The sequence below is a fragment of the Sphingomonas sp. AC522 genome (assembly GCF_979258125.1).
In genome coordinates this window covers 1,341,789-1,365,525 of record NZ_OZ409836.1, presented here as the reverse complement: position 1 = coordinate 1,365,525, position 23,737 = coordinate 1,341,789, and the positions used below count along the sequence as shown (strand labels likewise).

Annotated in this window: 18 protein-coding genes; 7 read left to right on the top strand and 11 right to left on the bottom strand. The window is 63.9% G+C overall.

Annotated elements, in window-relative coordinates; translation table 11 throughout:
• Positions 1-23: 23 nt before the first annotated feature.
• Both ACZZZM_RS06830 and ACZZZM_RS06825 read right to left on the bottom strand, forming a co-directional pair.
• A complete protein-coding gene (locus tag ACZZZM_RS06830; RefSeq protein WP_463594354.1) occupies positions 24-692 on the bottom strand; it encodes a hypothetical protein in 669 nt (222 codons plus the stop codon).
• A complete protein-coding gene (locus tag ACZZZM_RS06825; protein ID WP_463594352.1) occupies positions 673-2,946 on the bottom strand; it encodes a hypothetical protein in 2,274 nt (757 codons plus the stop codon). The genes ACZZZM_RS06830 and ACZZZM_RS06825 overlap by 20 nt, the downstream gene beginning before the upstream one ends.
• 197 nt (positions 2,947-3,143) lie before the next feature.
• Between ACZZZM_RS06825 and ACZZZM_RS06820 the strand changes: the two genes are divergently transcribed.
• Positions 3,144-3,803: a hypothetical protein gene (locus ACZZZM_RS06820; protein ID WP_463594351.1), complete on the top strand. Its 660-nt coding sequence runs from the start codon at positions 3,144-3,146 to the stop codon at positions 3,801-3,803.
• Positions 3,804-3,825: 22 nt separating this feature from the next.
• Here the strand turns inward: ACZZZM_RS06820 and ACZZZM_RS06815 are convergent, their stop codons facing one another.
• Together ACZZZM_RS06815 and ACZZZM_RS06810 are read right to left on the bottom strand one after the other, a co-directional pair.
• Positions 3,826-4,065: a hypothetical protein gene (locus ACZZZM_RS06815; protein ID WP_463594350.1), complete on the bottom strand. Its 240-nt coding sequence runs from the start codon at positions 4,063-4,065 to the stop codon at positions 3,826-3,828.
• Positions 4,066-4,358: 293 nt separating this feature from the next.
• Positions 4,359-4,922, bottom strand: a complete 564-nt coding sequence (locus ACZZZM_RS06810) for a helix-turn-helix transcriptional regulator (protein WP_463596401.1) — start codon at positions 4,920-4,922, stop codon at positions 4,359-4,361.
• 450 nt (positions 4,923-5,372) lie between these two features.
• Between ACZZZM_RS06810 and ACZZZM_RS06805 the strand changes: the two genes are divergently transcribed.
• From ACZZZM_RS06805 to ACZZZM_RS06780, 6 genes are all read left to right on the top strand, one after another.
• On the top strand, positions 5,373-5,834 hold the full coding sequence (locus tag ACZZZM_RS06805; RefSeq protein WP_463594349.1) for a Csu type fimbrial protein: 462 nt from the start codon (positions 5,373-5,375) through the stop codon (positions 5,832-5,834).
• A 55-nt stretch (positions 5,835-5,889) separates the two neighbouring features.
• A complete protein-coding gene (locus tag ACZZZM_RS06800) occupies positions 5,890-6,366 on the top strand; it encodes a hypothetical protein (protein WP_463594348.1) in 477 nt (158 codons plus the stop codon).
• 60 nt (positions 6,367-6,426) lie between these two features.
• Positions 6,427-7,164 carry a fimbrial biogenesis chaperone gene (locus ACZZZM_RS06795; RefSeq protein WP_463594347.1) on the top strand — a complete coding sequence of 246 codons (738 nt, stop codon included), beginning with the start codon at positions 6,427-6,429 and terminating at the stop codon, positions 7,162-7,164.
• A gap of 58 nt (positions 7,165-7,222) precedes the next feature.
• Positions 7,223-9,625: a fimbria/pilus outer membrane usher protein gene (locus ACZZZM_RS06790; protein WP_463594346.1), complete on the top strand. Its 2,403-nt coding sequence runs from the start codon at positions 7,223-7,225 to the stop codon at positions 9,623-9,625.
• Positions 9,625-10,491 carry a hypothetical protein gene (locus ACZZZM_RS06785; RefSeq protein ID WP_463594345.1) on the top strand — a complete coding sequence of 289 codons (867 nt, stop codon included), beginning with the start codon at positions 9,625-9,627 and terminating at the stop codon, positions 10,489-10,491. The genes ACZZZM_RS06790 and ACZZZM_RS06785 overlap by 1 nt, the downstream gene beginning before the upstream one ends.
• 71 nt (positions 10,492-10,562) lie before the next feature.
• Complete coding sequence (locus ACZZZM_RS06780; RefSeq protein WP_463594344.1) at positions 10,563-10,967, top strand: hypothetical protein; 405 nt, start codon at positions 10,563-10,565, stop codon at positions 10,965-10,967.
• Positions 10,968-10,988: 21 nt separating this feature from the next.
• Here ACZZZM_RS06780 and ACZZZM_RS06775 read toward each other — a convergent pair whose 3' ends face one another.
• The 7 genes from ACZZZM_RS06775 to ACZZZM_RS06745 form a co-directional block, all read right to left on the bottom strand.
• The gene (locus tag ACZZZM_RS06775; protein ID WP_463594343.1) at positions 10,989-13,397 is read right to left on the bottom strand and encodes a PAS domain-containing protein; all 2,409 of its coding nucleotides are present in this window, start codon (positions 13,395-13,397) and stop codon (positions 10,989-10,991) included.
• 83 nt (positions 13,398-13,480) lie between these two features.
• A complete protein-coding gene (locus ACZZZM_RS06770) occupies positions 13,481-13,927 on the bottom strand; it encodes an SPOR domain-containing protein (protein ID WP_463594342.1) in 447 nt (148 codons plus the stop codon).
• A 153-nt stretch (positions 13,928-14,080) separates the two neighbouring features.
• Positions 14,081-16,093, bottom strand: a complete 2,013-nt coding sequence (locus tag ACZZZM_RS06765) for a glycoside hydrolase family 97 protein (RefSeq protein ID WP_463594341.1) — start codon at positions 16,091-16,093, stop codon at positions 14,081-14,083.
• Between the two features lie 30 nt (positions 16,094-16,123).
• Complete coding sequence (locus tag ACZZZM_RS06760) at positions 16,124-17,125, bottom strand: cupin-like domain-containing protein (protein ID WP_463594340.1); 1,002 nt, start codon at positions 17,123-17,125, stop codon at positions 16,124-16,126.
• Positions 17,122-18,579, bottom strand: coding sequence for a tryptophan 7-halogenase (locus tag ACZZZM_RS06755; protein ID WP_463594339.1), 1,458 nt, complete (start codon positions 18,577-18,579; stop codon positions 17,122-17,124). The genes ACZZZM_RS06760 and ACZZZM_RS06755 overlap by 4 nt, the downstream gene beginning before the upstream one ends.
• The gene (locus tag ACZZZM_RS06750) at positions 18,576-20,117 is read right to left on the bottom strand and encodes a tryptophan halogenase family protein (RefSeq protein ID WP_463594338.1); all 1,542 of its coding nucleotides are present in this window, start codon (positions 20,115-20,117) and stop codon (positions 18,576-18,578) included. The genes ACZZZM_RS06755 and ACZZZM_RS06750 overlap by 4 nt, the downstream gene beginning before the upstream one ends.
• Before the next feature lie 71 nt (positions 20,118-20,188).
• On the bottom strand, positions 20,189-23,587 hold the full coding sequence (locus tag ACZZZM_RS06745) for a TonB-dependent receptor (RefSeq protein ID WP_463594337.1): 3,399 nt from the start codon (positions 23,585-23,587) through the stop codon (positions 20,189-20,191).
• Positions 23,588-23,737 lie beyond the last annotated feature (150 nt).

Sequence of the window (23,737 nt, the reverse complement as noted above, 5' to 3'; positions counted from 1 at the left end):
CTGCCGAACGCTAGAGATTGGAATCAGACGGCAACCCACTGATTGGGCTCGATGCGGTGCTCCCCCCATTGCAGCCCGTCGGAATAGGCGCCGGGTTCGACTTCGATCCGCACTGCGGCAAGGCTGCCATATCCGCTGTTGCGGCGCGGGTTGATCCACCAGCCGGCGGACCCGTCCCACAGTTTGACTGCGTCTTCCCCGACCAGAACGGCATTGCCCTCGTGATATATCGCGTCGCCGTCGATCCAATGATCGGACACGTTCTTGCTGCCCCAATTCTCGCGCCACGAAGCCGCGGCATCCGCGCTGTAACGCTGGATGAACTGGGCACGGAATGCGCGGACGCCGCGCGCTGTGAACGCTTCGTGCGCGATCGCGGCGTGCACGCCGCAATCGACGGTCTTGGCGTCGACTGCCTCGCACCAGTGGATCGGCCAGGCCGACGGTCCCCAGGCCGAATGCTCGCGCATCCAGCGCGGGCCCGAGAGCACATCGCCGCCGTTCAGTTGCGCAAAGTCGAACGCGATCAGCCATTCATGCGCGATGTCGCAGCAAGCCGCCCCATGGTGCGAGATCAGGCTGTTGGGGAAGGTCTCCCATTTGCCGCCGGGCGATGCCGCCGGGTTGATCAGCGCCGCGGTGCCATCGAAATCACGCTTGTCGGCCTTGGCCTTATCCGCGACCAAATACATAGGACATGCTCCTGTCATAGCCGCCGGCATCGCAGAAGATCAGAAGGTCGCCGGCGCGGGTCCCTTCGGGAAGCTGGACGTTGGAGGCGATGATGTCGTGCTCCATGCACAACCGCCCCATCAGATAGGTCTTGCCGCGGCCCAGCGGCTGCAGTTCGCCGGTTTCGCCGCATTGGCGGACCATCCGATGCGGCTGCCAGAAGTGCATCGGGATCTCGGCGATCGAGGCATCGACCACCGCCTCGATCATGCCCTCCTCATGTTCCTGGATTTCCAGGATACGCATCGCCAGCGCCATCGAGGGCTGGGCCATTGCCTTGCCCGGCTCGGAAGCGATCTGGCGGACGCCCGGCAGCATCGCGCAGACCAGCTCGACCGCATGCGCGATCTTCGAGGTTTCGTCCGCATGCCAGTCGTCGGGATACCAGCCGCCGCCCATATCGAGCATCTCGATCGTGCGCCCGGTCAGCCGCTCGATCGAGCGGCACCAGCGCAGCATCGATTCGAAGAGATGCCACCATTGGGCGACGCCGACATGGCTGCTCGCCATGTGGAAGTGGATGCCGAACTTGCTATCGATGGGAAGCCGCTTGACCGCCGCGATCAGCTTACCGAACGTCGTTGGGCTGTCGAGCGGGATTCCGAAGCGCGAGGTGATGTTCGGGGTGCGAATGCGGATGCCGATATGCTTGGCGGACATTTCGCCCGCCTCTACGGCGGCGACCACGCGATCGAGATCTGCCACGCTGTCGCAGAACACGGCGTGCATCTGCTCGCGCGGCATCAGCCCTTCCGGCCACCATTTGCCGGGACCGTTAAGGATCACCTGATCGGGGCGGAAGCCCACCTCCAGCGCGGTTTGTACTTCGCCTAGGCTGATCGCTTCGGCATAGAAGCCATTGTCTAGCGCAAGCTTGATCAGGCGCCTGTCCGGGTTGGTCTTGATCGAATAACCGCTGATGACCTCGACACCGTTGGTGCTCAAGCGATGCGCGCGATCGGCCGCCTGGCCGAACAGGCCCGCCGCGGTGCTGTCCATATAAATGTATTGCGGGGTCTGCATGCTGCCGAAGTCCTGCGCCGCGATATCGGCAACAAAGCTTTCGGGAAGCGTGGCGACGCCGCTCGGCGGTTCGCCGCCCTCGGGATCGAGCGCAACATCGAGCATGTCTGGATCGATCTTGTGCAGCCGCGCGGCAAGCGCCGTCAGCCCCGAGGGATGCTTCATCGAATGCCCGACCGCACCAGCGAACGGCTCGGGCAGCGGCGGCAGCGGATAATCGGCGCGCACCGGTACTTCGAGCACCACGCGCGTGAATTCGGGTGAATGCGCCGGGGCATGCTGCGCGGGAACGCCGCTCGCGGCCTCCACCAGCAACGCCGGCAGATTATGCCCCGCGATCGTCGCGCCATGCACCCAGGCAGGGAAGCGCGGGTTCATTTCGATCAGCCACAGCTTGTCGGCCGCGTCGCGAACCATTTCGAGCTCGCCCCCCCCGGTCCAGTTGGTGTCGCGTACCATCTGCCGCAGCGGATCGAGAAACGAAGCTGGCACTTCCGAAACATCGCCGGCCCAGGTCTTGCCCTCGGGCGTGATGTCGCGCTTGCGCATGCTGACGGCGCCGAGCAGCTCGCCCTTATAGGCCGAGAGCATCACCGATTCCTCATATCCGCTGACATGCGCCTGGAGGAAAAGCTTCTCGGTCGACCAGACCTTGCTCAGCGCATTGCGGATCGCCGTGAACGCGTCCCAGGTCGGCGTGCGCGATGCGTCGTAATAGGGGCCCTTCAGCCACACGCGCCAGTTATGCTCGCGGCAGAATGCGTGGAGTTCCCAGTCGCTATGCTCGGTCGAAAGATAGGTCGGAATGCTGACCGGCAGGCCGGAAGCTGCCTCGACCACCGGCTTGGTGATGCGCTTGATCCCCGACATCGGCGGCGCGAGCAGATTGGGATGACCATCGGGGAACACGCTCGCCAGCCACATCGCCTCAAGGTCGCTGCCCGAAATCCACATGCCGCCCGCGTCCAGCGCCGCGCGCACTTTCTCGCCATAGCTGTCGAGATCGAGTTCGCCCCAGGGCCGCTGGATCCAGAGCTCGTCGAGCTCCTCGTAATGAATGCCCGAAACGCGATTGGAATATTCGACGCCGACGATGGTGGCATCAGGATAGCCCTGGCGCAGCGACCGCACGATCCCGACGCCGGGCTGCGGATTGCCGCCGGCATAGAGCCCGCTCACATAGATTTTCATAGGACTTCCAAGAATAAAACAGAACAGACGCCCCGCCCGCGAAATCACGCGGAGAGGCGCGGTGGCGGCGAAGAGCCGAACTCCATCGGGGCTTATTTAGATATATAAATAACCGCCATGACGCGGGTTAAGTTCCGGAAAATAATATATAACCTGGGTTATGGTTTGGCCGGATTGATCTATGTAACTCCGCACGAATGACTGAAGTTCACTACCCCAGTTACAAGGATATGGACCCGTTCATCCATGTGGAGCAGCTGAAGGCGCTTGACGGATTCATAACCGAAAAGCTGCAGGCCCGGCTCGCGGCCGCCGCCGACCGGCAATTCTATACCGGCCCGTTCCTGCTCGATCCCGATGCGCTCGACCGGCCCGGATCGCAGATGATCGAGCTCACTCAATCGCGCGAGGCCGAGAATTACTATGACCTCGACCGCACCGATATCTGGGGGCCGACGCCAGCGGCCGGCGAGTTTGCGCCGCTGATGGAGTTCATTCGCACCCTGCCCTTCAAGGCGACCGGGCGAATGCTGATCATGTACGATCCTCAAGGCCGCGCCGTCTCGGCGCACAAGGACCATGACAGCATCGAGCTCTGCCATGAGTTCATCTGGATGCGAACGAACCTGAGCAAGCCATTCTACATGCTCGATCCCGACACTGGCGAGCGCGCCTATGTCGCCGGCCATGCGGCATGGTTCGACACTGTGAACCAGTTCCACGGCGCGGATGCCAGCGGCGCACTATCGTTCAGCATTCGCGTGGACGGCGTGTTCGACGATGATTTCCGCAGCCGCATCCCGTTCCCGGCGCAGAACCGGGCATCCGCCCCCAGCCTGTGGGCGGATGCCGGCTAATTCGACGCTCGATGCGGTTCGCTCAGCGGCGACCGCGCAATGTGTTGAGCACTGCCATCGCCGCGATCCCGACGAACGCCGCGCTCGTCCAGGGCCGCGCCTTGGCAAAGCCCTTGGCCTTCTCAGTCAATGGGGCGTCCCCGGAAAAGTGCGTGCGGAAGGCGTCGGTCAGCCCGGTCTTGCCGTTCGAGACCTGCGTGGTGCCGGCATCGTTCGCGGCAGGCTCGCCGCCGGTAAGCGGCGCGGTCGTTACGTCGTTCATGAGAAACTCCGGGTGATAGGATAGCGTCGCCGCGTTCAACGCGCGCGCTCCCCGCTCGCTCCAGCCTCCGGAAAATATAGGGCGCACGATGGCCCCACCGCCTCGCCGCGCGACAAAAATGCCACTCATGTTTTTTTACTATTTGTTGCCGGTTGAGCCGCTAAAGGGTGCGTGTTAGCGTTCGCCGGTGCGATATCGGCTTCTTCCCTATAACGCACGGACGTGGTTGGAAGGCATTCGGAGCCGTCTCCAAATAGCTCCGCCTTCCGCCACGTCCTTCGCTTCCTGAGCGCTCAGATCCGGAACGGCTGGATGCGGAAGAACATCTCTTCGCGCGAGCGAACATTGAGCTTCGCATAAATCTGGCGGATGTGAGAGCGCACGGTCTGTAGCGAAATCCCGACCGCCGTGGCCACTTCGTCTGCCGTCTGACCCTGCGCCAATTGCAGCAGAATCGAATGCTCGGCCGGCGTGAGCTGAAAGACTTGGTCGAGTTCGGCGTAGCGAACCTCGAAATTGCCGTCGGCAAGCCACCATTTGATCGCGATCAGCGGCTTTGCGGGATCCCCCACATCGGCCAGCCGAACCATGGTGTGGCCCTCGTCCCCAGCCAATACGATCGTCGTCGGATCAGTTGAGGCCTTGTCGATTGCCGCCGCCAGGGGCTCCTGATGCACGCGCCGGCGGGCACGGATCATGTTGTCGTAGATCTCCAGCGCACCAACGCTGGCCGACGCCGCTGATTTGTTGGCCCAGTATAATGCCGCTCGACGATCGATGATTGCGCAGGGGGTGGAAGCGGTCTCTAGCCAACGTAATAAAAAACGCGGCAAATCTACAGGTAATACTTCCGCCACCCGGTTCAAACCTCGATACAGACGACTATTACTTCCTGAAAAATAATTCGCTCCGCTATTACTGCAATAATGCGAATATTCACACGCATGCGATGCGTTCAGGAATTGAGGATTTTCCTCATATCAAATTTTAGGTTTGCTACAAAACCTTCTGAATTAACGCAATAAAACAATTTTTTTAACGAACAGCCATCTCGACGGATGGCATTCCAGCCTCCATCCCGAAATGGTACACTACCGCAACATTGTAGTTAACAGGGAGATTCCGGGCCGCCCTCCCCAATATTGGGGATGTGACCATTTTGAGTCGCATTTAATTGATTGTTTACCAACGGGGCACCGAGTCGGGGAGTTTTCCCAGCTAATTAGGGTGTCCGGGGGGAAGCTGGCGACCCTATGGAGACGGGCCGCCAGCCTGACTGACCATCCTATATTTTGGGGAAGAAGCTAATGAAGAAGATTGTTATTGCGGCCCTCGCCGCCACCGTTCTCGCGACTCCTGCGTTCGCTCAGACCAGCGACAGCACCACGGTTTCGGGCAGCGTTGCCACCGATTGCACGATCGACATGCCGACCAGCCTGGCGCTCGACCTCGGTTCGACCGTCCAGAGCCTCGCCAACGTTTCGGTCCAGTGCAACAGCGCCAACGGCTATTCGGTTTCGGCGAGCTCGGACCAGAACGGCACTCTGAAGCACAGCACCGCAACCAGCGCGTTTCCTTACACCGTCAGCTTCCCGAACGGCGTCAAGGGCGGCACCAAGCTCAGCACGACCGCAGTTCAGGTCGCCAGCTACAGCGCTTCGGTCGATCAGAAGACGATCCCGCTCAACATCTCGGTAGGCACGATCTCGGGTTCGAAGTTCGCAGGCACCTACTCGGACACGATCCGCATGTCGGTTCTGGCCAACTAAGTTGATGGGGAGGGGCGGATTGCCGCCCCTCCCTTTCTCCTGATGGGGGACGCACATGCTCAAGATCGGCTGCTGCGTTTCGCTGGCGATGGTGATTGCCGGCCCGGCTTTCGCCCAATCGTCCACCGGCGCCACCTTTATCTCCGGCAAGCTGGACGAGGTCTGCACCGTAGACACCGCCGTCTCGCAGGCGGATATCGATCTGTCCTCCGGCGGTTCGCAGGAAGTGACGGCCGTCACCTACGTCTGCAACGTCGAAGGCGGCTTCACGCGCGCCATATCGTCGCTCAACGGCGGCCGGCTCGTGCGGGGAAGCCAGGCAATCCCCTATACTATTTCGCATAGCGGCATAGGCGGCCTGGGCTTCGGCACCTCCCCCTTGTCCGCGCCGCTCGTCAGCATCGTGCCGGGCTCGGCGGCTGTCATCGAGGGCAGCACCGGCATCCTCCAGGCAAGTATCGGAACCCTGCCCGCAAACCTGATTGCCGGCGAGTACTCCGACACCGTGACCATCGCCATCACATCGAATTGAAAACCGCGCTTCGGCTGCGGGGGAGCGGCAAGCGCCGCGCAGATACGGGACGCTCAGACCATGTTTCGCCAAGTGACCAAGGCCGCGGCGGGCCTCGCCTGCGCAGTCGCGATTATGTTTTCGGTGGTCGCGATCGCGGGCATCCGTGTCGAGCCGATGTCGTTCGAGCTCACCCCGAGCGGTGCCGGCGCCGTCCATAATCTGCGCGTGCAGAATACCGGCGACGGCCCGATGCCCGTGGAGTTGCGCGTCGAGCGCCGCACGGTCCACCCCGACGGCACGACCACGAGCGTGCCCGCCGATGACGATTTCGTAATCTTTCCGCCGCAGGGCGTGGTTCCTGCCAACGGCTTCCAGACCTTCCGCGTCCAATATGCCGGCCCCGCGCTTGAGCGCACGGCGCTCTATTCGGTCATCGTCTCGCAGCTTCCGGTGGATACCACCGGCAACGGCGATTCGGGCGTGAAGCTGCTGTTCAACATCGGCACCTTGGCCGCAGTTTCCCCCGTCGGCTCGAAGCCCGATCTGGTCGTCACTGCAGTGGCGCCCGGCGAGGAAGGCAAGCTGCGCATCACGGTCGAGAACCGCGGCACGCGCTATGCTCGCATGCGCAACGGCCGCTGGACGTTCACTACGGCCGACGGCAAGGCCGAGACGCTCGATGGCGAAACGCTAAACGCGGCGCTTGCACAGCCGCTGATCGAAGCAGGTTCGAGCCGGATCATCGAGCTGCCGGTGAGCGCCGGGTTCAACCGTAGCGGCGCGCGCGCCGACTATCAGCTCCCCGACACGCGCTGAAGACGGCCGCCGGGGGGTGCTTTCGATTTATTCCTTGCTGAGCGCGACAGCGCTGACCATGCCGGGTGTCCAGGATGTCCCGGCGCCGCCGCCAGCCCGGCAGCAGGCCGCGCCGCGCCGCGTCCGCATCACCGTCACTACGATCCTGAATGGCGCGCCCGCAGGCGAAGTGCCAATCGAGGTCGGGACGGACGGCAGCGATCCACGGGTCGCCGCCGCGCCTTTGCTCGCCAAAGTCCAGACCATCCTCGCGCCCGCCGCGCTCAACGATCTGCGCCGCCAGCTCGGCACGACGGAGCTGGTGTCGATCGCGGAGTTCGCCGGGTCGCCGCTGCGCGTGCGCTTCGACATGGCCGAACTGCGCCTCTACGTCGACGTCGCTTTGGCATCGCGCAGCGTCAACGATCTCTCGATCGTCACGACTCCGTCGATAAGCGGCAACGCCGTTCCCCCCACAGCCTTTTCCGGCGGGATCACCTTCAATCTGGCAAACCGCTTCCGCCACGTAGCCAATGCCGGTGACATCCGCCGCGATCCGCTGAACATCCTCGCCCAAGGCTTCATCAACACGGGCGGCGTCGGCGGGGTGAATTTGCTCTACGAGGCAGGCTATCAGGAGCGCGGCCGACTCGTCCGCGGGCGCACCACGCTGTTTCATGACGATGTCTCGCGCGCCATCCGCTACTCCGCGGGCGACGTCGATCCGCAATATTTCGGGGCGTTCGCTGGCTCGGAAAGCGTCTTCGGCATCGGCGTCCAGCGCCTCTATGAGACGATCCAGCCGTTCCGCAACATCCGCCCCTCGGGACAAGGCCGCCTGACCCTCGAAACGCCGTCGCGCGTCGATGTGCTGGTCAATGGCGCCGTGTACCGCACGCTCGATCTGGCCCCCGGCCTCTATAATCTGCGCGATTTTCCCTATCTCGATGGCGTCAACGACGTGCGGCTCGTCGTGCGCGATGCGGCGGGGCGCGAAGATACGATTGTCCTCTCCTTCTTCTCGGATGCACAGCTGCTCGATGCGGGGGTCTCGACCTTTTCGGCCACGCTTGGTCTCCCACGGCGCCAGTCCGGCTCGTTCGTAGTCAATCGCTATGATCGAAATGCAGCGCAGTTTTCCGGCCATTACCAGGTCGGCCTGACGAGCGGGCTCACGCTCGGCACCGCGCTGCAGTTCGACAAGGACAATCTCCTGTTCACCGGTCAGGCCGTGCTGGGCACCAAGCTTGGCACCTTCGTGTTCGAGGGCGCCGCCGATGCCGAGCGCAATGCCCCGGGCGCCTTCGCCGCCAATGCCGGCTATCGGCTTCGCGCGACCACGGGCAACAACCGCATCCTCAATCTGGATTTCGACGTGCGGCATGTCGGGCGGCGCTTCTCGCCGATGGCGCGCGCGACCACGGCGATCAATCTCTACAGCCTCGAGCTCAACGGGCGGGTCCAGGCGCAGCTGACGAGTTCGGTGTTCGTCAATTTGAGCGCAGGCTATTCGATGGGGCGCCGCGGAATCCGCGACCGGGTGACGATCAGCACCGGGCTCAGCAGACGCTTCGGCCGCATCAATGTCGGCCTCAATTATTCCTATCGCAACGAGCCCAATCGCGTCGAGCATCGCGGCGTGCTTTCGCTCAGCATGCCGCTATCGCGCCGCGAATATGCGCGCACCTCTTACGAAACCGATCGCAACCGCCTCTCGGCCAGCTACGATCTCCAGGGGTTCGAGGGGCTCGGCCAGACCGAGATCCACGCAAACGCCGCGCGCAGCGACGATGGCGTCGCCGCGAATGCCGAGATGGTCTATTATGCCAATCGCTTCCGCGCGGGCCTGCGGCACTCCTATGACGACACCGGTTCGCGCATCAGCCAGTTCACCGACGCCGCACTCAGCTTCGGCCTCGGCTTCACCGAAGACCGGGTCGCCCTCGGCCGCGACGCCTATCCCGGCTTTGTCCTGGTCGAGCGCCACCGCACCCTGCGCGACACGACGGTCCTGGTAAGTGACGGCTTTGCCGACCAGCCGGTCGCGCGTGCAGACGATCTTGGCCCGGCACTGCTGCGGATTCGCCGGCCGTATCAGCCCAGTGCAATCCGCATCGCAGTCGAAAATCTGCCCGACGGCTACGATATCGGCGCCGGGCGCTTCGATATCGTCCCCGGCGCGGCCAGCGGATATCGGTTCAGGATCGGCTCCGCCGCTTCGAACACCGTCCTCGGCCGGCTGGAAGGCAAGGACGGCGCGCCGATCCCGTTGGTGGCAGGCACGCTTGAGCCGATTTCGGGCAGCGAGGCGGCATCGGCGCAGTTCTTCACCAATCGCAACGGCCGCCTGGTCGCGACTCGCGTCGCGCCCGGCCGCTACCGCGTGATGCTCAACGGCAGTGCCGAACCCGTCGGCGAGATCGAAGTGCCCAAGGATCCGAAGGGCCCGGTCGACATCGGCACATTGCGTAGGAGGCGGTGATGAAGGCATTTGCAATGATCCTGGCGAGCCTGTTGGGGCTGGCCGCCCTGCCCGCCGCTGCGGCCGACTGCGATTTGTCGATGCAAAGCGTCTCGCGCTTGCTCACGCCCTATGAGCCATTTGCCGCCGTTGATACCGTGGTCGATCTCGAGCTGCGCGTGACCAACAACAGCGCCGGCAAATGCGCCGCATTGCTGTATGTGGATCCGGTCGATGGCAGCCGCACGCTGCGCGGCGCTGGCGGGACCTTGTCCTATCGTTTCAACGGCCTGCCATCGGGGAGCGGCGCGGGTCCTTATCCGGTCGAACTCACCGCAGGCGCGTCGACGATCGTGCAGGTACAGATGGTCCTCCCCAAGCAGCAGGTTGTGCCCCGCGCGGACTATACCGCAGACCTCGTGGCGCGTGTAGAACCGGTCGGCCAGGGGCTGGTGACTCTCACCGGTGGGGGCTTCCCGGTCTTGGTTCAGGTCCAGGGCCGTGTCGAGATGAGCATTTCGGGCGCGCCGAGCACCAATTTGTCGTCGGCGTCGCTCGCCCCTGCATCGATCGACCTGGGCACGATGTATGAGGGTCAGGTCGGCCGCGCTTATGTCAATGTCTGGTCGAATGGGCCGGTCAGCGTGTCGCTCCGCTCCGAAAATGACGGGCAACTGCTGCTCGACGGCGAGATTTCCGCGCCCGGCGTGCCCTATACCGCCACCTTCGATGGCGCACCGGTGACCTTTCCAACCAGTGTGGTGCGCAATCCCCCATTGAGCATCGTCGGCGGCGCTTATCAACTCGGCATCAAGATCGGTTCACTCAAAGGCGTCTTCGCCGGCCGCTACACCGATGTCATCACCGTCGAGGTTCGCCAGAACTGATTTTTCGTCGCTTCGTCTATTAACGCTATCGAAACGCGAGCGAATCCATAGCTGGGTCACCGAGGTGATCCATGAAGAAACGTCTTACCGCCTGCGCTCTCGCGGCCTTGCTGGCCACCCCGTCTTATGCTGCCAGCGATCAGGCTGTGATCAGGCTCGTCGCGTTCGTGCCCGTGCACTGCACAATGGACGTGCTCGACGCCAGCGTGCGGGGTCGTCAGGTGATCGTCGATGTCCACCGCACCTGCAACACCAGCCACGAATTGTCGGTGAGCGGCCGGAGCGACGGCACGCTGGGAGCGCTCAAGGTGGCGATCAACGGCAGCACCGTCGGTCTGGGCGACAGCGCCGCGCTATACCAGCCCGAGGCTTATTATGATCGCATCGACCGGATCACGATCGACGCGGCCGCCGAGAACCAGGAAGAGCTGCTCCGCTTCGCATCGACGCTGCAGATCAACGTAAACCCCTTCTGACCAACGGCCAGGCAGCAGCGGCTAGGCCGCCGGCGCCGGGCGCGAGCAGGACGTGCGAAGCGCGACGATGCTTGCCGCCAGTTCGTCGTTTCGAAAGGGCTTGGCAAGGCGGGGAAGATCGGGCTCGATCCCTTCGGCTTCGGCATAGCCCGAGACGATCAAGATCCTGATCTCGGGCTGTTCGGACTGCACCGCACGGGCGAGTTCCGTCCCGCTCATTCCCGGCATCAAATGGTCCGTTACCAGGAGGTCGGGACGAAGCCCCTGCCGGATCAGAGCGATGGCGTCCTCGCCGGACGCCGCTTCCACCACCGAATAGCCGAGATCACTCAGCATGTCCGCGGTGCTGATCCGCACCAGCTCCTCGTCATCCACTAGGAGCACCGTGCCGGCCTTTTCGATCGCGGCAGGCGCGTCGGAGACGCCTTCCGCGGCTTCGGCAGGCGCGTCAGTGACGGGAAGCCAGAGTTCGACATTGGTGCCAAGGCCGGGCCGGCTTTGAATCGTCAGCTCGCCGCCCAGCTGCTTCGCAAGGCCATGCACCATCGACAAGCCAAGCCCGGTGCCCTTGCCGATCCCCTTAGTCGAGAAAAATGGCTCGACGGCGCGCTGCAACGTCGCTTCGGTCATGCCGATTCCGGTGTCCGCCACCGAGAGGCGGATATAGGTACCGGGGGCAATGCCCAGGCGCGAGCTGTCGGTCACGGCCTCCGTCACGGCGGAGATGCGTAGCGTCCCGCCGTCCGGCATCGCGTCGCGCGCATTCACGCCCAGGTTGAGCAGTGCCATTTCGAGCTGGTTCGGATCCGCCTTAGCCGGCGGCAGGTCCGCCGACACGTCCACGACCACGCGCACTTGGGGCCCGGTGGTGCTGGCGACGAGGTCGGCCATGCCCGAGATCAGCTTTCCGAGATCGACGGGTATCGGCTGAAGCGGTTGCCGCCGGGCAAAGGCCAGCAGTCGCTGGACCAAAGTCTTGGCGCGTTCAGCCGATTGGACTGCACCGTTGATCAGCCGCTGCTCGCGCTCTCCGCCGAGGCCGCGGCGGCGAAGCATGTCGAGCGCGCCCACGATCGGCGTCAGCAGATTGTTGAAGTCGTGCGCGACGCCGCCGGTGAGCTGGCCCATCGCCTCCATTTTCTGGCTTTGGCGCAAGGCATCCTGGGCGGCGCGCAATTCGGCCTCGCGCGCCTTGGCGTCGCTGAGATCGCGCCCGACGGCAATGAAGTTGAGGCCATCGGGTTCCGGCGCGACCGTCCATTCGATCGGCTTCCAGCCACCATCGATGGTCGCGATCCGGTTCTCGAAACGCGTAGGTTGCCCGGTGACAGCCATCCGTTCGATCGCCGCAAGCGTCGGCGGCATATCGTCTTCATGCATGAAGGTCGCATAGCCGCGCGCGAGCAGTTCCGCTTCGTCCCAGCCCAGCACCCGCTTCCAGGCCGGACTGACCGCGGACATCATCCCGCTATAATCGGCGCGGGCGAGCATATCCTGCGAGAGGCTCCACAGGCGCTCGCGTTCCGCCGCTGCGCCGCTCTCGCGCAGCATCGACTCCATGGCCTTCTTGTCGGTGACGTCGAGAACGATCCCGGCGGCGCGGACCGGCGCGCCCTCCCCATCCCTTTCGATGGCGCCGCGCGACGCGATCCAGCGGACTTCGCCGTTTGGCCGAAGCACGCGATACTCGCTGAACAGATCGTCGCCCGCGGACACTGCTGCGGTTACTTCCTGCCAGACGCGGCTGCGGTCGTCGGGATGAATGGTTTCGTTGCGCTGTTCGAGCGAAACATTCTCGCCCTGCTCGACCCCGAGAATTTCCATCGTGCGGGGCGACCAGGAGCCTCGAAGCGCGCGCATGTCCCAATCCCAGGTGCCGATCTTGGCGCCTTCGATGGCAAGCCGCAGACGCGCTTCGCTTTCCCGAAGCGCCCGCTCCGCCGCAATCTTTTCAGTGGTCTCGGTGCAGGCGCAGAACATGCCGGTGACCTGGCCGTCATCGTCGCGGACCGGCGAATAGGAGAAAGTGAAATAGGTCAGTTCTTCGAAGCCCTTGCGGGTCATCGTCAGCGGCAGGTCTTCGATCCATGTAGCCTCGCCCGCCAGCGCCCGGCGTGCGAGCGGCCCCACGTCCGACCAAATCTCGCTCCAGACATGCTCGAACCGTCTGCCCATGGCCTGGGGATGCTTGGCGCCCAATATTGACGAATAGGCGTCGTTGTAGAGGAAGCCGAGCTCCGGGCCCCAGGCGACGAACATCGGGAAGGCTGACCCGAGCATCAGCGCCACCACCGATTGCAGCGATTGGGGCCAGCTATTCGGAGAACCGAGCGGCGACTGAGTCGCATCAAGCTCCCGCATCAATGCCGCCGCCTCACCGCCAACGCGCAGAAAGGCGGGCGCGTCCGTCGCCGAGTTGAGATCCATCATGCCGCGCTTCTAACCATTTGCTTTCGGCTGGAAAAGCCACAGTAACATGACTTGGCGCTGACGATCCCGGTGCCGCAGTGCCGTCAACGTTCCCTGACGAAGCAAGAGAAGCCTTCAGCCTTTGCCCTCTCGCAAAGGCTCATCGCCGCCGCACGGTCCTCGATCGAGCGATGCACCCGGAACAGGCCCCCGCTCGCGTCCGGCGACGTCGTGGCGTCGGCTGCAAAAGGCCGCGCGTTCAGCTGCGCCTCAAGCTCGCGCGCCGCGTTTGCCGACGCAAAGGCGCCGAACTGAATCTGCCAATTTCCACCCTCCTCCGCCGCGGCAGGCGCTATCGTCGCAGCGGCCGTCGACGCCGCGCGCATTCGCTCGAGCCGCTGTCGCTCGATCATCTGCGCCAGAGTGATCGACCCCGGCACATGGGTATGGCCGGCCGACGCACTCTCATGCACGGCCGCCGACGCATGCCGCGTCGCCTGCGCCTTTTGCATCGCAACTGCCAGCAATCCGCTCGCCAGGATCAGCAGCACGGCGAGGACATGCCAAACCGAGGAGCGCTTGCGCCCCCGGCAGACGATTTTGCGCGGGTAGATACGTTCGATCATCGCTTTTCAAATGTGGTTAGCGACGCCCTAACGCGCGATGCGCAAGATGGACTCCAACTTTGATGCTTGTGCGTGGACCTATTTTACCGGTCGAAATCGGATCGCCGCGCCGCCTCCGGGGGCCAGCGACAGGCTGAGCGTGTCGGCACTGGTAACGATGCGCGTCTCGATGCGATATGCGGCTGGATTCGTGCGATAATCGGCATCGGGCGCATCGGCATAAATGCGCGCCTCGTAACGCTGGCCAGGTGCCAGGAAAGCAAGCGGCTGCGCCAGCGTCCGCGCATTCTCATCGGTGATGGCGCCCAGGAACCAGTCCTTGCCCTCGCGCTGCTGGCGCGCGACGACGACATAGTCGCCAATCTCCGCCTGCAGCGTGCGCGACACTTCCCAATCGGTCGGCACGTCGCGAATGAACTGAAACGCGTCGAGGTGCTTCTCATAATTCTCGGGGAGGTCGGCCGCCATGTGCACCGGGGAATAGAGAACGACATATTCGGCAAGCTGTGTCGCCAATGTCGACTGAACGCGGCGCGTGAGTTCGCTCTTGCCGAAGGTCAGGTCGAAGATCCCCGGCGTGAAGTCCATCGGCCCGGCAAGCATGCGCGTGAAGGGCAGGATGGCGAGATGCTCGGGCGGATTGGTCGGGTTGCCCCAGGCGTTGAATTCCTGCCCGCGCGCACCTTCGCGGCTGACCATGTTGGGCCAGGTGCGGCGCAGCCCGGTATCCTTGACCGGCTCATGGGCGTCGATGGCGATGTCGTATTTCGCGGCGACCTGCGCGACATGGAGATTGTGGCGGACCATATATTGCCCGGCAAACCATTGCTTGCCGCCCTGGCCATCGACGATGTCACCGCTGTGGCGGACATAGCCGGTCTTGACGACATTGACGCCGAGCTTCTGATATTGCTGCATCGCCTCGTCGAGCTGGGCTTCGTAATTCTCGACGGCACCGGCGGTCTCGTTATGCCCGATCAGCCTGACGCCCTTGGCGCGCCCATATGCCGCGATCGCCTCACGGTCGAAATCGGGATAGGCCGTGGTAAAGCTGAACTTGTCGCCATTGGCGATCCAATCCCCATCCCAGCCCTGGTTCCAGCCTTCGACGAGCACCCCGTCAAAACCGTATTTCGCGGCGAAATCGATGTAGCGCTTGACGTTGGCAGTGTTGGCGCCGTGCTTGGGGCCGCTGCCCCAGGTCGATTTCTCGAGGTGCATCTCCCACCAGATTCCGACATATTTGCCGGGCTTGAACCACGAGACGTCCCCGAGCTTGTTGGGCTCGTTGAGGTTGAGCTCGATGCGGCTGTCCGCCAGCGCGCCGGGCGAATCCCCGATCAGCACGGTACGCCACGGCGTAGTGAAGGCGCCCGTCTTGGTAGCGGCGGTGCCGTCTGGCGCCGGCATCAGCGATGCCGTCAGCGTGCCCGAGCCATTGCCCGCGAGCAGCATGCTGGGAAAATCGACCAGAGCGGCTTCGTGGAAGGACAGATACAGCCCGTTGTCGCCTTTGAGCGTCAGCGGAGTCTCGGCAAGCGTGATGCGGCGCGCGTCGGTCTGGGAATAGAGATACTCGTCCCGCTCCTGGCCGAGCCCCTGATACCACCAGGCCTGATAGCTGCCGACCGGCTTGAACTCCGTGCGCTCCGCGGTGACCTTCACCGATTGTCCGGCAGGCACGCCATAGGAATATCGGAAGCCGATCCCGTCATCGAACAAGCGAAAGGTGATGCCGACCTGGCGGTTGAGCGCAGTGTCCCCCGTCAGCGTCACGCTCAGCTCGTTGTGACGGTCGCGGATCAGGCGCTGCTCGCCCCAGGGCTGCTCCCAGCTCGTATCCACCGACTTGCGCTCAGGATCTCCCATCGCGGTGAAGCGCGCTTCACTCTCGCCTTCGAAGCTCAGTCCCAATTGCGCGGGCGCGAGCACCGCAGTGCCGCCGCGGCTGACCGAGTAGAGCGCCCTGCCATCCTGCACCTCTACGCAGAGCTCGATCACCTTGCCCGGCGACTGGGCGCACTCGCGCGCCTGCGCGAAAACGGCGCCAGGCGCGAGAAGCGCAATAGAGAAGGCAAGGGTACGAAGCATCGACTATCCTTTCGGTGAATTGAAAGCGGCTCAGGGCGAGCGGAGCGCATTTTCCTTGAGCTTCTGCCGCAGCCCCTCGCGGTCACGCGGCTTCATCGCGCCGAGCGAGCCGCGCAATGCGGGCGGGAGATGCTCGAGGACCTCGCCCTCGGTCTGGAAAACATGCGCCGCGAACATCGCGCGCCAATATTCGCGCTCGGACGGCGTCAGATCCTTGAGCGCGAGCAGCGCCGTGAGGAATGCGTCATGGGGATTGCCGATCCCGGCGGGATGCGCATCCCACCAGTAATTGACCATGGCATTATACGGGTCCCGCGAAGTGACGTGATGCCACCAGTAACGCGGCATGACGACGCCATCGCCCGGCTCGAGATGCGCGACCTGCGCGCTGGCAAGCGCATCGGCAAAGCGCGGGAAGCGCGCCAGATCGGGCACTTCGGGATCGACCAGCGACAGCCGCGGCGGACTATCGGGCGAGCCCATATAAAGATTGGTAAGCTGATCGGGCGGAAACAGCACGAAGCGCCGCTTTCCGGCGAGCACGACGGCGAGATTATGATCGGTATCGTTGTGAATCTGCGTGCGCACCGGACCGCCTAGCCATAATCGCGGCGCGGCGTCGGCCGGCAACAGCGGCATCGGATTTTCGGCGGCGAAGGCCGGCAGCTGCGCCAGCGGCATCATCTGGATCGCGACCACCGGGCCGTCATCCTGTTCGGCAAGCGCCGCAATCCGGTCGAGCGTCTCACCCAGCGGGCGCTGGCGCTTGGTGAAGCTGAACTCGCGCAGATCGGGGCCGTAGGCGAAGCGCCCACGCGCGCTGGCAGGCGCTTCCATCACCGGCGCCGACACATGCTCACCCATTGCCCGCAGATAGGCGTTGAGCGCGGCGGGCGATCGCTGCGCGGCGGCGAAGGCGGGCCAGTTGCGGGCAGCTCCGCGAATGACGGCGGGCCGCCCTTCGGCGACGAGGCTGACGATGTCCGCAGCCTCGCCTTCCGCGACGGGCGGCAGATCGTCGAGCGCGATCATGCGCCCTGCTCCGCCAGATAGCGCTCGTGCAGCGGCTGGACGAGCACCTTATTCTTGATGAAGCCGAGCAGGCGGCGGAACTCGGCGCGCATCGTATCGGGCGAGGTCCGGTCGATCGCAGGCGCCCAGCTGTCGGGCACAAGCCCATGGCCGAGGAACAAGGCCTGCCAACTGTCGAGCAGGAAGCTTTCCTCCTCGAGCATCGCCAGCTCGCCACGCGCCGCGAAAGTCTCGATCTTGTGCGCAAGCTCGGGCGAAATCGCGCGCGCACGTGCCGCCTCCCAATATGCCCCGGCATAGCGCGCCAGCCGGTAATGCGCCGACTGGAAATCGCGCAACCGATCGAACAATCCGGCCATCGCCTGATTGTAATCGCGGCGCTCAGCGGCGAAATCATCGGCGACCGGGAAGCGCGACAGCAAATGCACCAGCCCAAGCTGGACGCCGAGCAGATCCACCCCGTGCAACGGATCGAACCGCGCCGCGCCGCCGCCGATCGCCACACAATTGTCGGTCCATGCGCTTGTGCGTCGGCCCGGCTGCGATACCGAGATCGTCACATCGGCCGGGGCAAAGCCGCACAAGGCGGGCAGGCTCTGCATCACCCGCGCCTCGTCGGCCGCCGAGAAAGCGGCGATAACATGCGTGGCGTCCTGGCACGGATGCAGGCTCGCCCATCCCCAATCGACCGCGGCAACTTGCCCGTAAGCCGGGATCGCCTGCATTCGTGGCCCGCGCGCGTGCAGCACGCGATCAGCAGCGAAGCTCCAATCCACCCAGCCGGCATCGGCTGCGAGGATACCTGCAGCGCTGGCATCGATGAAGAAGTCGCCGGTGATCCGCCGGCCACTGCCGAGAACAAGCGCAACGATTCGGCCCTCCGCGTCGCGCTCGACTTCCACCGCATCCGCTTCATGCACCGCCAAGCCGTCCTGTTTGACCAGCGCCTTCAGGCTCCGCGCATACGCCCCAGCCGGCAAGTGATAGCCATAATCGGTGCGCCCGAAGGTCTCGGTATCAGCATCGGGGAGCAGCATTCGACCCTGCTGGGCAGCGGCGGCAGTCAAGCTGAAATCCTCGAATCCCGCAGGCAGCCCGTGGCTGCGCGCCTTGAGCCAGAAAGCGAGAAACTGCTGGCCCTCGATCGGCACGCCATAGGCGCCATAGGCATGAAAGAAGGGCGCCTGCCCGCCCAGCGCATCGACGAACTTCTGGCCCAGCGCATAGCTGCCGCGCGTCGCCCGCAGCAATTTGCCTTCCTGGATGCCGAGCCGGTTGTGCAGGGCTTCCAGCGACGGCTGGGTGACATGCACGCCCGGCGCCCCAACCCGCGAGGGCAATTCAACGGCTTCGACGGTGACGCCGCTGCGGCGGAGCGCCGCGTGCAGCGCACTTGCTGCCAGCCACAACGGCGCATCCTCGCCGACCACGATCGCATGCGAAGGCGCGCTCATGCCGCAACCTCCCGGCCCGCGGCGCAATAGCTCTGGATGAAATCCTGATGCGAAGTCATCGCGCCGACATTGAGCGCGATCCGGCTGGCGAAATCGTCGAGCCGCTCTTCCGTCTCGCCCAAGTCGAGCGCATCGGCGAGCCGATCATAGGTACGCGGCACGATCCCCTGCCCGATCAGCACCGAAAGCCAGCTGTCGCGCGCAAACAGCCCGAACTGATAATTGGGCACCGCGCCGCGCGCCTCGAACAGCTCAATCTTATGCACCAGGCTGTCCGGCAGCTTCATGCTTCGGACATGGTCCCAGAGCGGCTCGCCGATGCGCCGGTTGGCGGTGTAATGGAGCACCAGGAAGTCGCGCACCCGATCGTACTGGATCGCGCACAGCCGGTTGAATTCGGCCGCGAGCCGCGGGTCGATTCCCTCGCTGCCGCGCGACGGCATCAAGGTGATCAGATCGTGCACCGCCGCCTGGATCAGGAAAATGCTGGTCGATTCAAGCGGCTCGAGGAAGCCGCTGGCCAGCCCGATCCCGACGCAATTGCCGCGCCACCCGTCCTCGCGCCGCCCCGCCGAGAAACGCAGCAATCGCGGCTCGGCGATCGGCTCGCCCTCGATGGCGTCGAGCAGGACCTCACGCGCGCGCTCCTCGTCGGTGAAGCGACTGGAGAAGACATAGCCGTTGCCGGTCCGGTGCTGGAGCGGGATGCGCCAGATCCAGCCCGCCTCCTGCGCAGTGACGCGAGTGAAGGGCGTGAAATCCTCCGCGCGCGCCGTGGGCACTGCCAAGGCGCGATCGCAGGGCAGCCATTCGCTCCAATCCTCCCAGCCGACGCCGAGCGTCTGGCCGAGCAGCAACGCGCGAAAGCCCGAGCAATCGACGAAGAAATCGCCGGCGACGGTCTCGCCGTTTTCCAAGTCGAGCGCAGTTATGTCGCCATTTTCGGCACGGGCAACGTTGCGCACCTTGCCTTCGATTCGGGTGACGCCGCGCTCGATTGCCCAGCGGCGCAGGAATTCCGCGTAGAGCCCGGCATCGAAATGATAGGCGTAGGAAAAGGTCGAGCGGATCGAGGTCGGGTCCTCATTGGGAAATTCGAACTTGCGCGCGGCGGCCGCCGAGCAGGCGTAGGAATAGGCGTCGAGCGGCTGGACGGGCCGCCCGTTGAGCCGCGCACGCAGCCAGTGATGCTGAAACTCGGCCCCGCCCCAGGGCTCGCCGAAAGCACCGAAGGGGTGGATGTAACGGTCGCCCGGCTGGTCCCAGCCGACGAATTCGATGCCCAGTTTGAAGGTCGCCTTGGTCTCGGCCATGAACCGCGCTTCGTCGATCCCCAACATGTCGTTAAAGATCTTGATGTGCGGCAGTGTCGCTTCGCCGACGCCAACGGTGCCGATCTCGTCGGATTCGATCAGAATTATCGAATAATCGCGCGGGTCGAGATGCCGCACCAATCCCGCGGCGCACATCCAGCCGGCGGTTCCTCCGCCCAGAATAGTGATCCTGACCGGCTGATTCTGATCCCCTTCAGATGGCATTGCTGGCGTCTCCTCGGCGCCGGAAAAAGGCGCGCCGCCGTGATAGCATCACAGCGGCGCGGGAGGGAGGATCAGAACTTGACGCGTGCGCCGACCTGGAAGCGGCGATCGACACGGCTCCAGGCAGAGTCACGATAGACCGGCTTGGCGCCCGGCGTGGCCGGGGAGTCGCCGAAGATCTGCTGCTGATAAACCGAGGTCGTGTTGAGCAGGTTCGAGCCGTCGACCGAGAGTTCGAGGAAGCGGTTCACCGAGAAGCGCAGCGATGCATCAAGGAAGCCGTTCGCCTTTTGGAACACCGGCAGACCGATGCAGCAATCGAGGTTCTGGGTCAGGTAACGCGAGCGCCAATTATAGGCGACGCGAGCGCCCACCGGGCCACGCTCATAGAGCAGGACAGCGTTGAACGTGTGATCGGAGATGCCCGCGAGGCGATGCGAGTCGATCACATTGCCGGTGCCGCCCAGCGCCTGCTGTCCCGCGCCAAATGCGCCGACATCGCCGCCCGACGAAGCATTGATCAGGTTCGAATTGCTGATCCCGCTCTGCTTCACATAGGTGTAGTTGAGCTGCGTGCCGAAGCCCTTCAGCGCGCCGGGCAGGAAGTCGAAGAAGGTCTGAAAGGCCGCTTCGAAGCCCATCAGCTCGCCGCCATTCTTGGTATTGCTGGGCCCGAGGATCTGGACGGTCTGCGAAGATGCGCCATTGCTGATCGTCCGCGCAAACTGGCCATAGCTGACTGTGTTCTCCAGCTTCTTGTAGAAGCCGGTCAGCGTGAAGCTGCTGCTTGGTCCCATATAGCGTTCGAACGACAGATCGAACTGGTTGGACATGATCGGTTGCAGCGCGGCGTTGCCCGAATTCGCCTGGAACACGAAGTTGTAGCCAACCACGTTCGCCGCAGTGTGCGCCGCAGTCGGCGAATTATAGACGATATAGGGCGAGTCCGGCCCGGTGTTGATCACCGGCGCGTTGATCGAAACGCTGTTGCGCAGCCAGCCGAAATCGGGCCGCGCCATCGCCCGCGAATAAGCGAAGCGGATGAAGTTCTTGTCGTCCAGCCCAAGCCGCACGTTGAAGCTCGGCAGCCATTCTGTGTGCGAGCCGCGATAGGTGTTGGGCGTGACGCCACCATTAGCAAAGGCGAGCAGCGCCGGGGTGACATAGCAGCGCGGATTGACGATCGCAGTGCCAGAAAGCGGCGTGCCGCAGGCCGGCAGGCCAGTGAAGATCGACGCCGCCGGGAAGGCGACGCTGCCGACGCTGTCTTCGCGGGTCTTGATGACGCGGACGCCCATATTGCCAACCACGCTCATGCCGCCGATCGTCTTGTCGTCGCCGCCGAAGCGCAGCATCGCATAGCCGGCGGTGGTCCGCTCGCGCACCTCGAGCACTTCGCCCGGAGTGAAGCAGTCGTCGACGGTCGCTTCGATGCGGTCGCAGATCGCCGTATATCCCGGTGGGAGCGGCGAATTGGTGCGCGCGCCGACCGAGGTGATCAGCTTGCCGAAATCGTTGAGCGTGGCGCGGTTCATGAAGACCAGCGGGCCATTTTCATAGACGGCTCCATCATAGAAGCCGTTCATGTTGTAGCTTTCCCAGATCCCGGCGCCATAGCCCTGGAAGGGGGGATGGCCGGTATTGCCGCCGCAATTTCCGGTGTTGGTCGGGTATGCGCCGCCCGTGGTGTTGTCGATGTTGAAGCCGGGGCCGTTGCAATTCCAGTTCGCGGCGATCGGCGTCCAGTTGAAAGTCGAATAGCGGACCTTCTGCTTGCGGTCGGCGTAGCGCACGCCGACCTTGAGCGAGTCGATCCAGCTGCCTTCGCCGAGCTCATATTCCAGGTCGCCGCGCAGCGCGGTCTCAGTCGCGTCATTGTCCTCGACATGCCCCTGGATGAAGGGCAGCCAGTAATTGTGCGGATTGGCGAGATTGCCCGCCGCGTAATTGACGTTGGAGCCGGGCAGCAGCTTGACCTGCGGAGTGCCGTCCTCGTTCACGCTATATTGGAAATTCGCCATCGATCCGGTCGTGACGATGATGTCATTATTATAGGTCGAGGCGCTGACATATTGACCGTCCAGATTTAGGTGCAGCCGGTCGCTAATGTCCCACTGGATGTTGCCCGAGAAGTCGCGCGTGCCTTCCTTGTGCGCGAAGTTGCGCGCTTCGTTCTGGAGATACAGGCCGTCGCGCAGCGTGGTGCACACCGATGGCGCCGCGCAATTGTTGACGAACGGGATGCCCGGTACCGCCGAGCCCGCGTTGATCGCCGCCTGCACGCTTTCCCAGGTGCCGCTGAAGCTGCCGTGCGGCTGAGTCAGCACGCCCGATTGCAGCATGCCATCGGCGCCGAACACCAGAGCCGGCGTACCGTCGGCCGCGCCCAGGGTCGTGCCGGTGCGCGGATTGAAGGCGGGCGTGCCGAAATAATTGCCGTCGAGGATCGTATGGCTGGCGCGCTCGTACCAGGCATTGCGATAGTGGGAATCGAGATAGCGGACATTGGCGCGAACCGAGCCGTCGGTGCTCTCGAATTGCGCGGCGAGCGACATGCCGTGGCGCTTGCGATCGTAGTCGACTTCCGAATAGCGGATGCCGTCCGGCGCATAGCGGAAGCCGGTGCCGCCGAACGGGTTGGCAGTGCAATTTACCGCGCCATTGGTGATCGAAGCCGCCTGCGGCGTGCCGAAGCCTGCCGAGCAATAGGTGTCGATCTTGTCCATGATCACGCTTTCGGTGCGCGTAATGACATGGCTCCAAGCATAGGATGCGAGCAGGCCGAAGCGGCCGACCGGCGTCTCCCAGCTATTGCTGATCAGCCCGGAGAATTCGGGAGTCCATTTGCCCGAACGGTCGCCATAATTGGCCTTGGCATTGCCGGTGATCAGCAGGCCCTTCTGGTCGAAGGGCAGCCGCGTACGCAGGTTGACCGTGCCGGCGATGCCGCCTTCGATCATCTCGGCGGTCTGGTTCTTGTAGGCGTCGACGCCGGCGAGCAGCTCGGGCGATACGTCGTTGAACTGCAGACCGCGGGCACTGTCGGCGGAGAAGCTGTCACGGCCGTTGAATTCGGTGCGGACCTGGGTGAGCCCGCGGATCAGCACGCTGGCGGGCTCGCCCGAGGGGTGCGTGCTGTCGTCGGCGGACTGGAGCCGGCCCACCGTGATACCCGGCACGCGCTGCAAGGCTTCGGCGGCGGACTTGTCGGGGAAGGCGCCGATGTCGGTCGCGGTGATCGAATCGACGAAGGTGTCGCTGTTCTTCTTGATGTTCTGCGAAGTGCCAAGCGCCGCGCGGACGCCGACAATGACGACGCTCTCGTCCTGCGTACCCTCATCCTGCACCGCGCTGGCGGCCGTCTGGTCCTGCGCCTGCGCTGCGCCGGCAAGGCCGATGGCGATCAGCGCGCATAGCGACGCGCCGCCCTTGAGTGTCCGAAACCCACGTCCCGATTTGAGCGCTGTCATGCACCCCTCCCCTGGTAGCTCCGCATTTGCCGCGGATGCGTTGGCGGACGCACGGCTTGACCCGCGTCCAGTTCGTTGCACAATATTGCGTATATTTGCATTGAGCGCAATAGGCTTCTTACAACGCTGTCAGCGTTGAATTATAAAGGT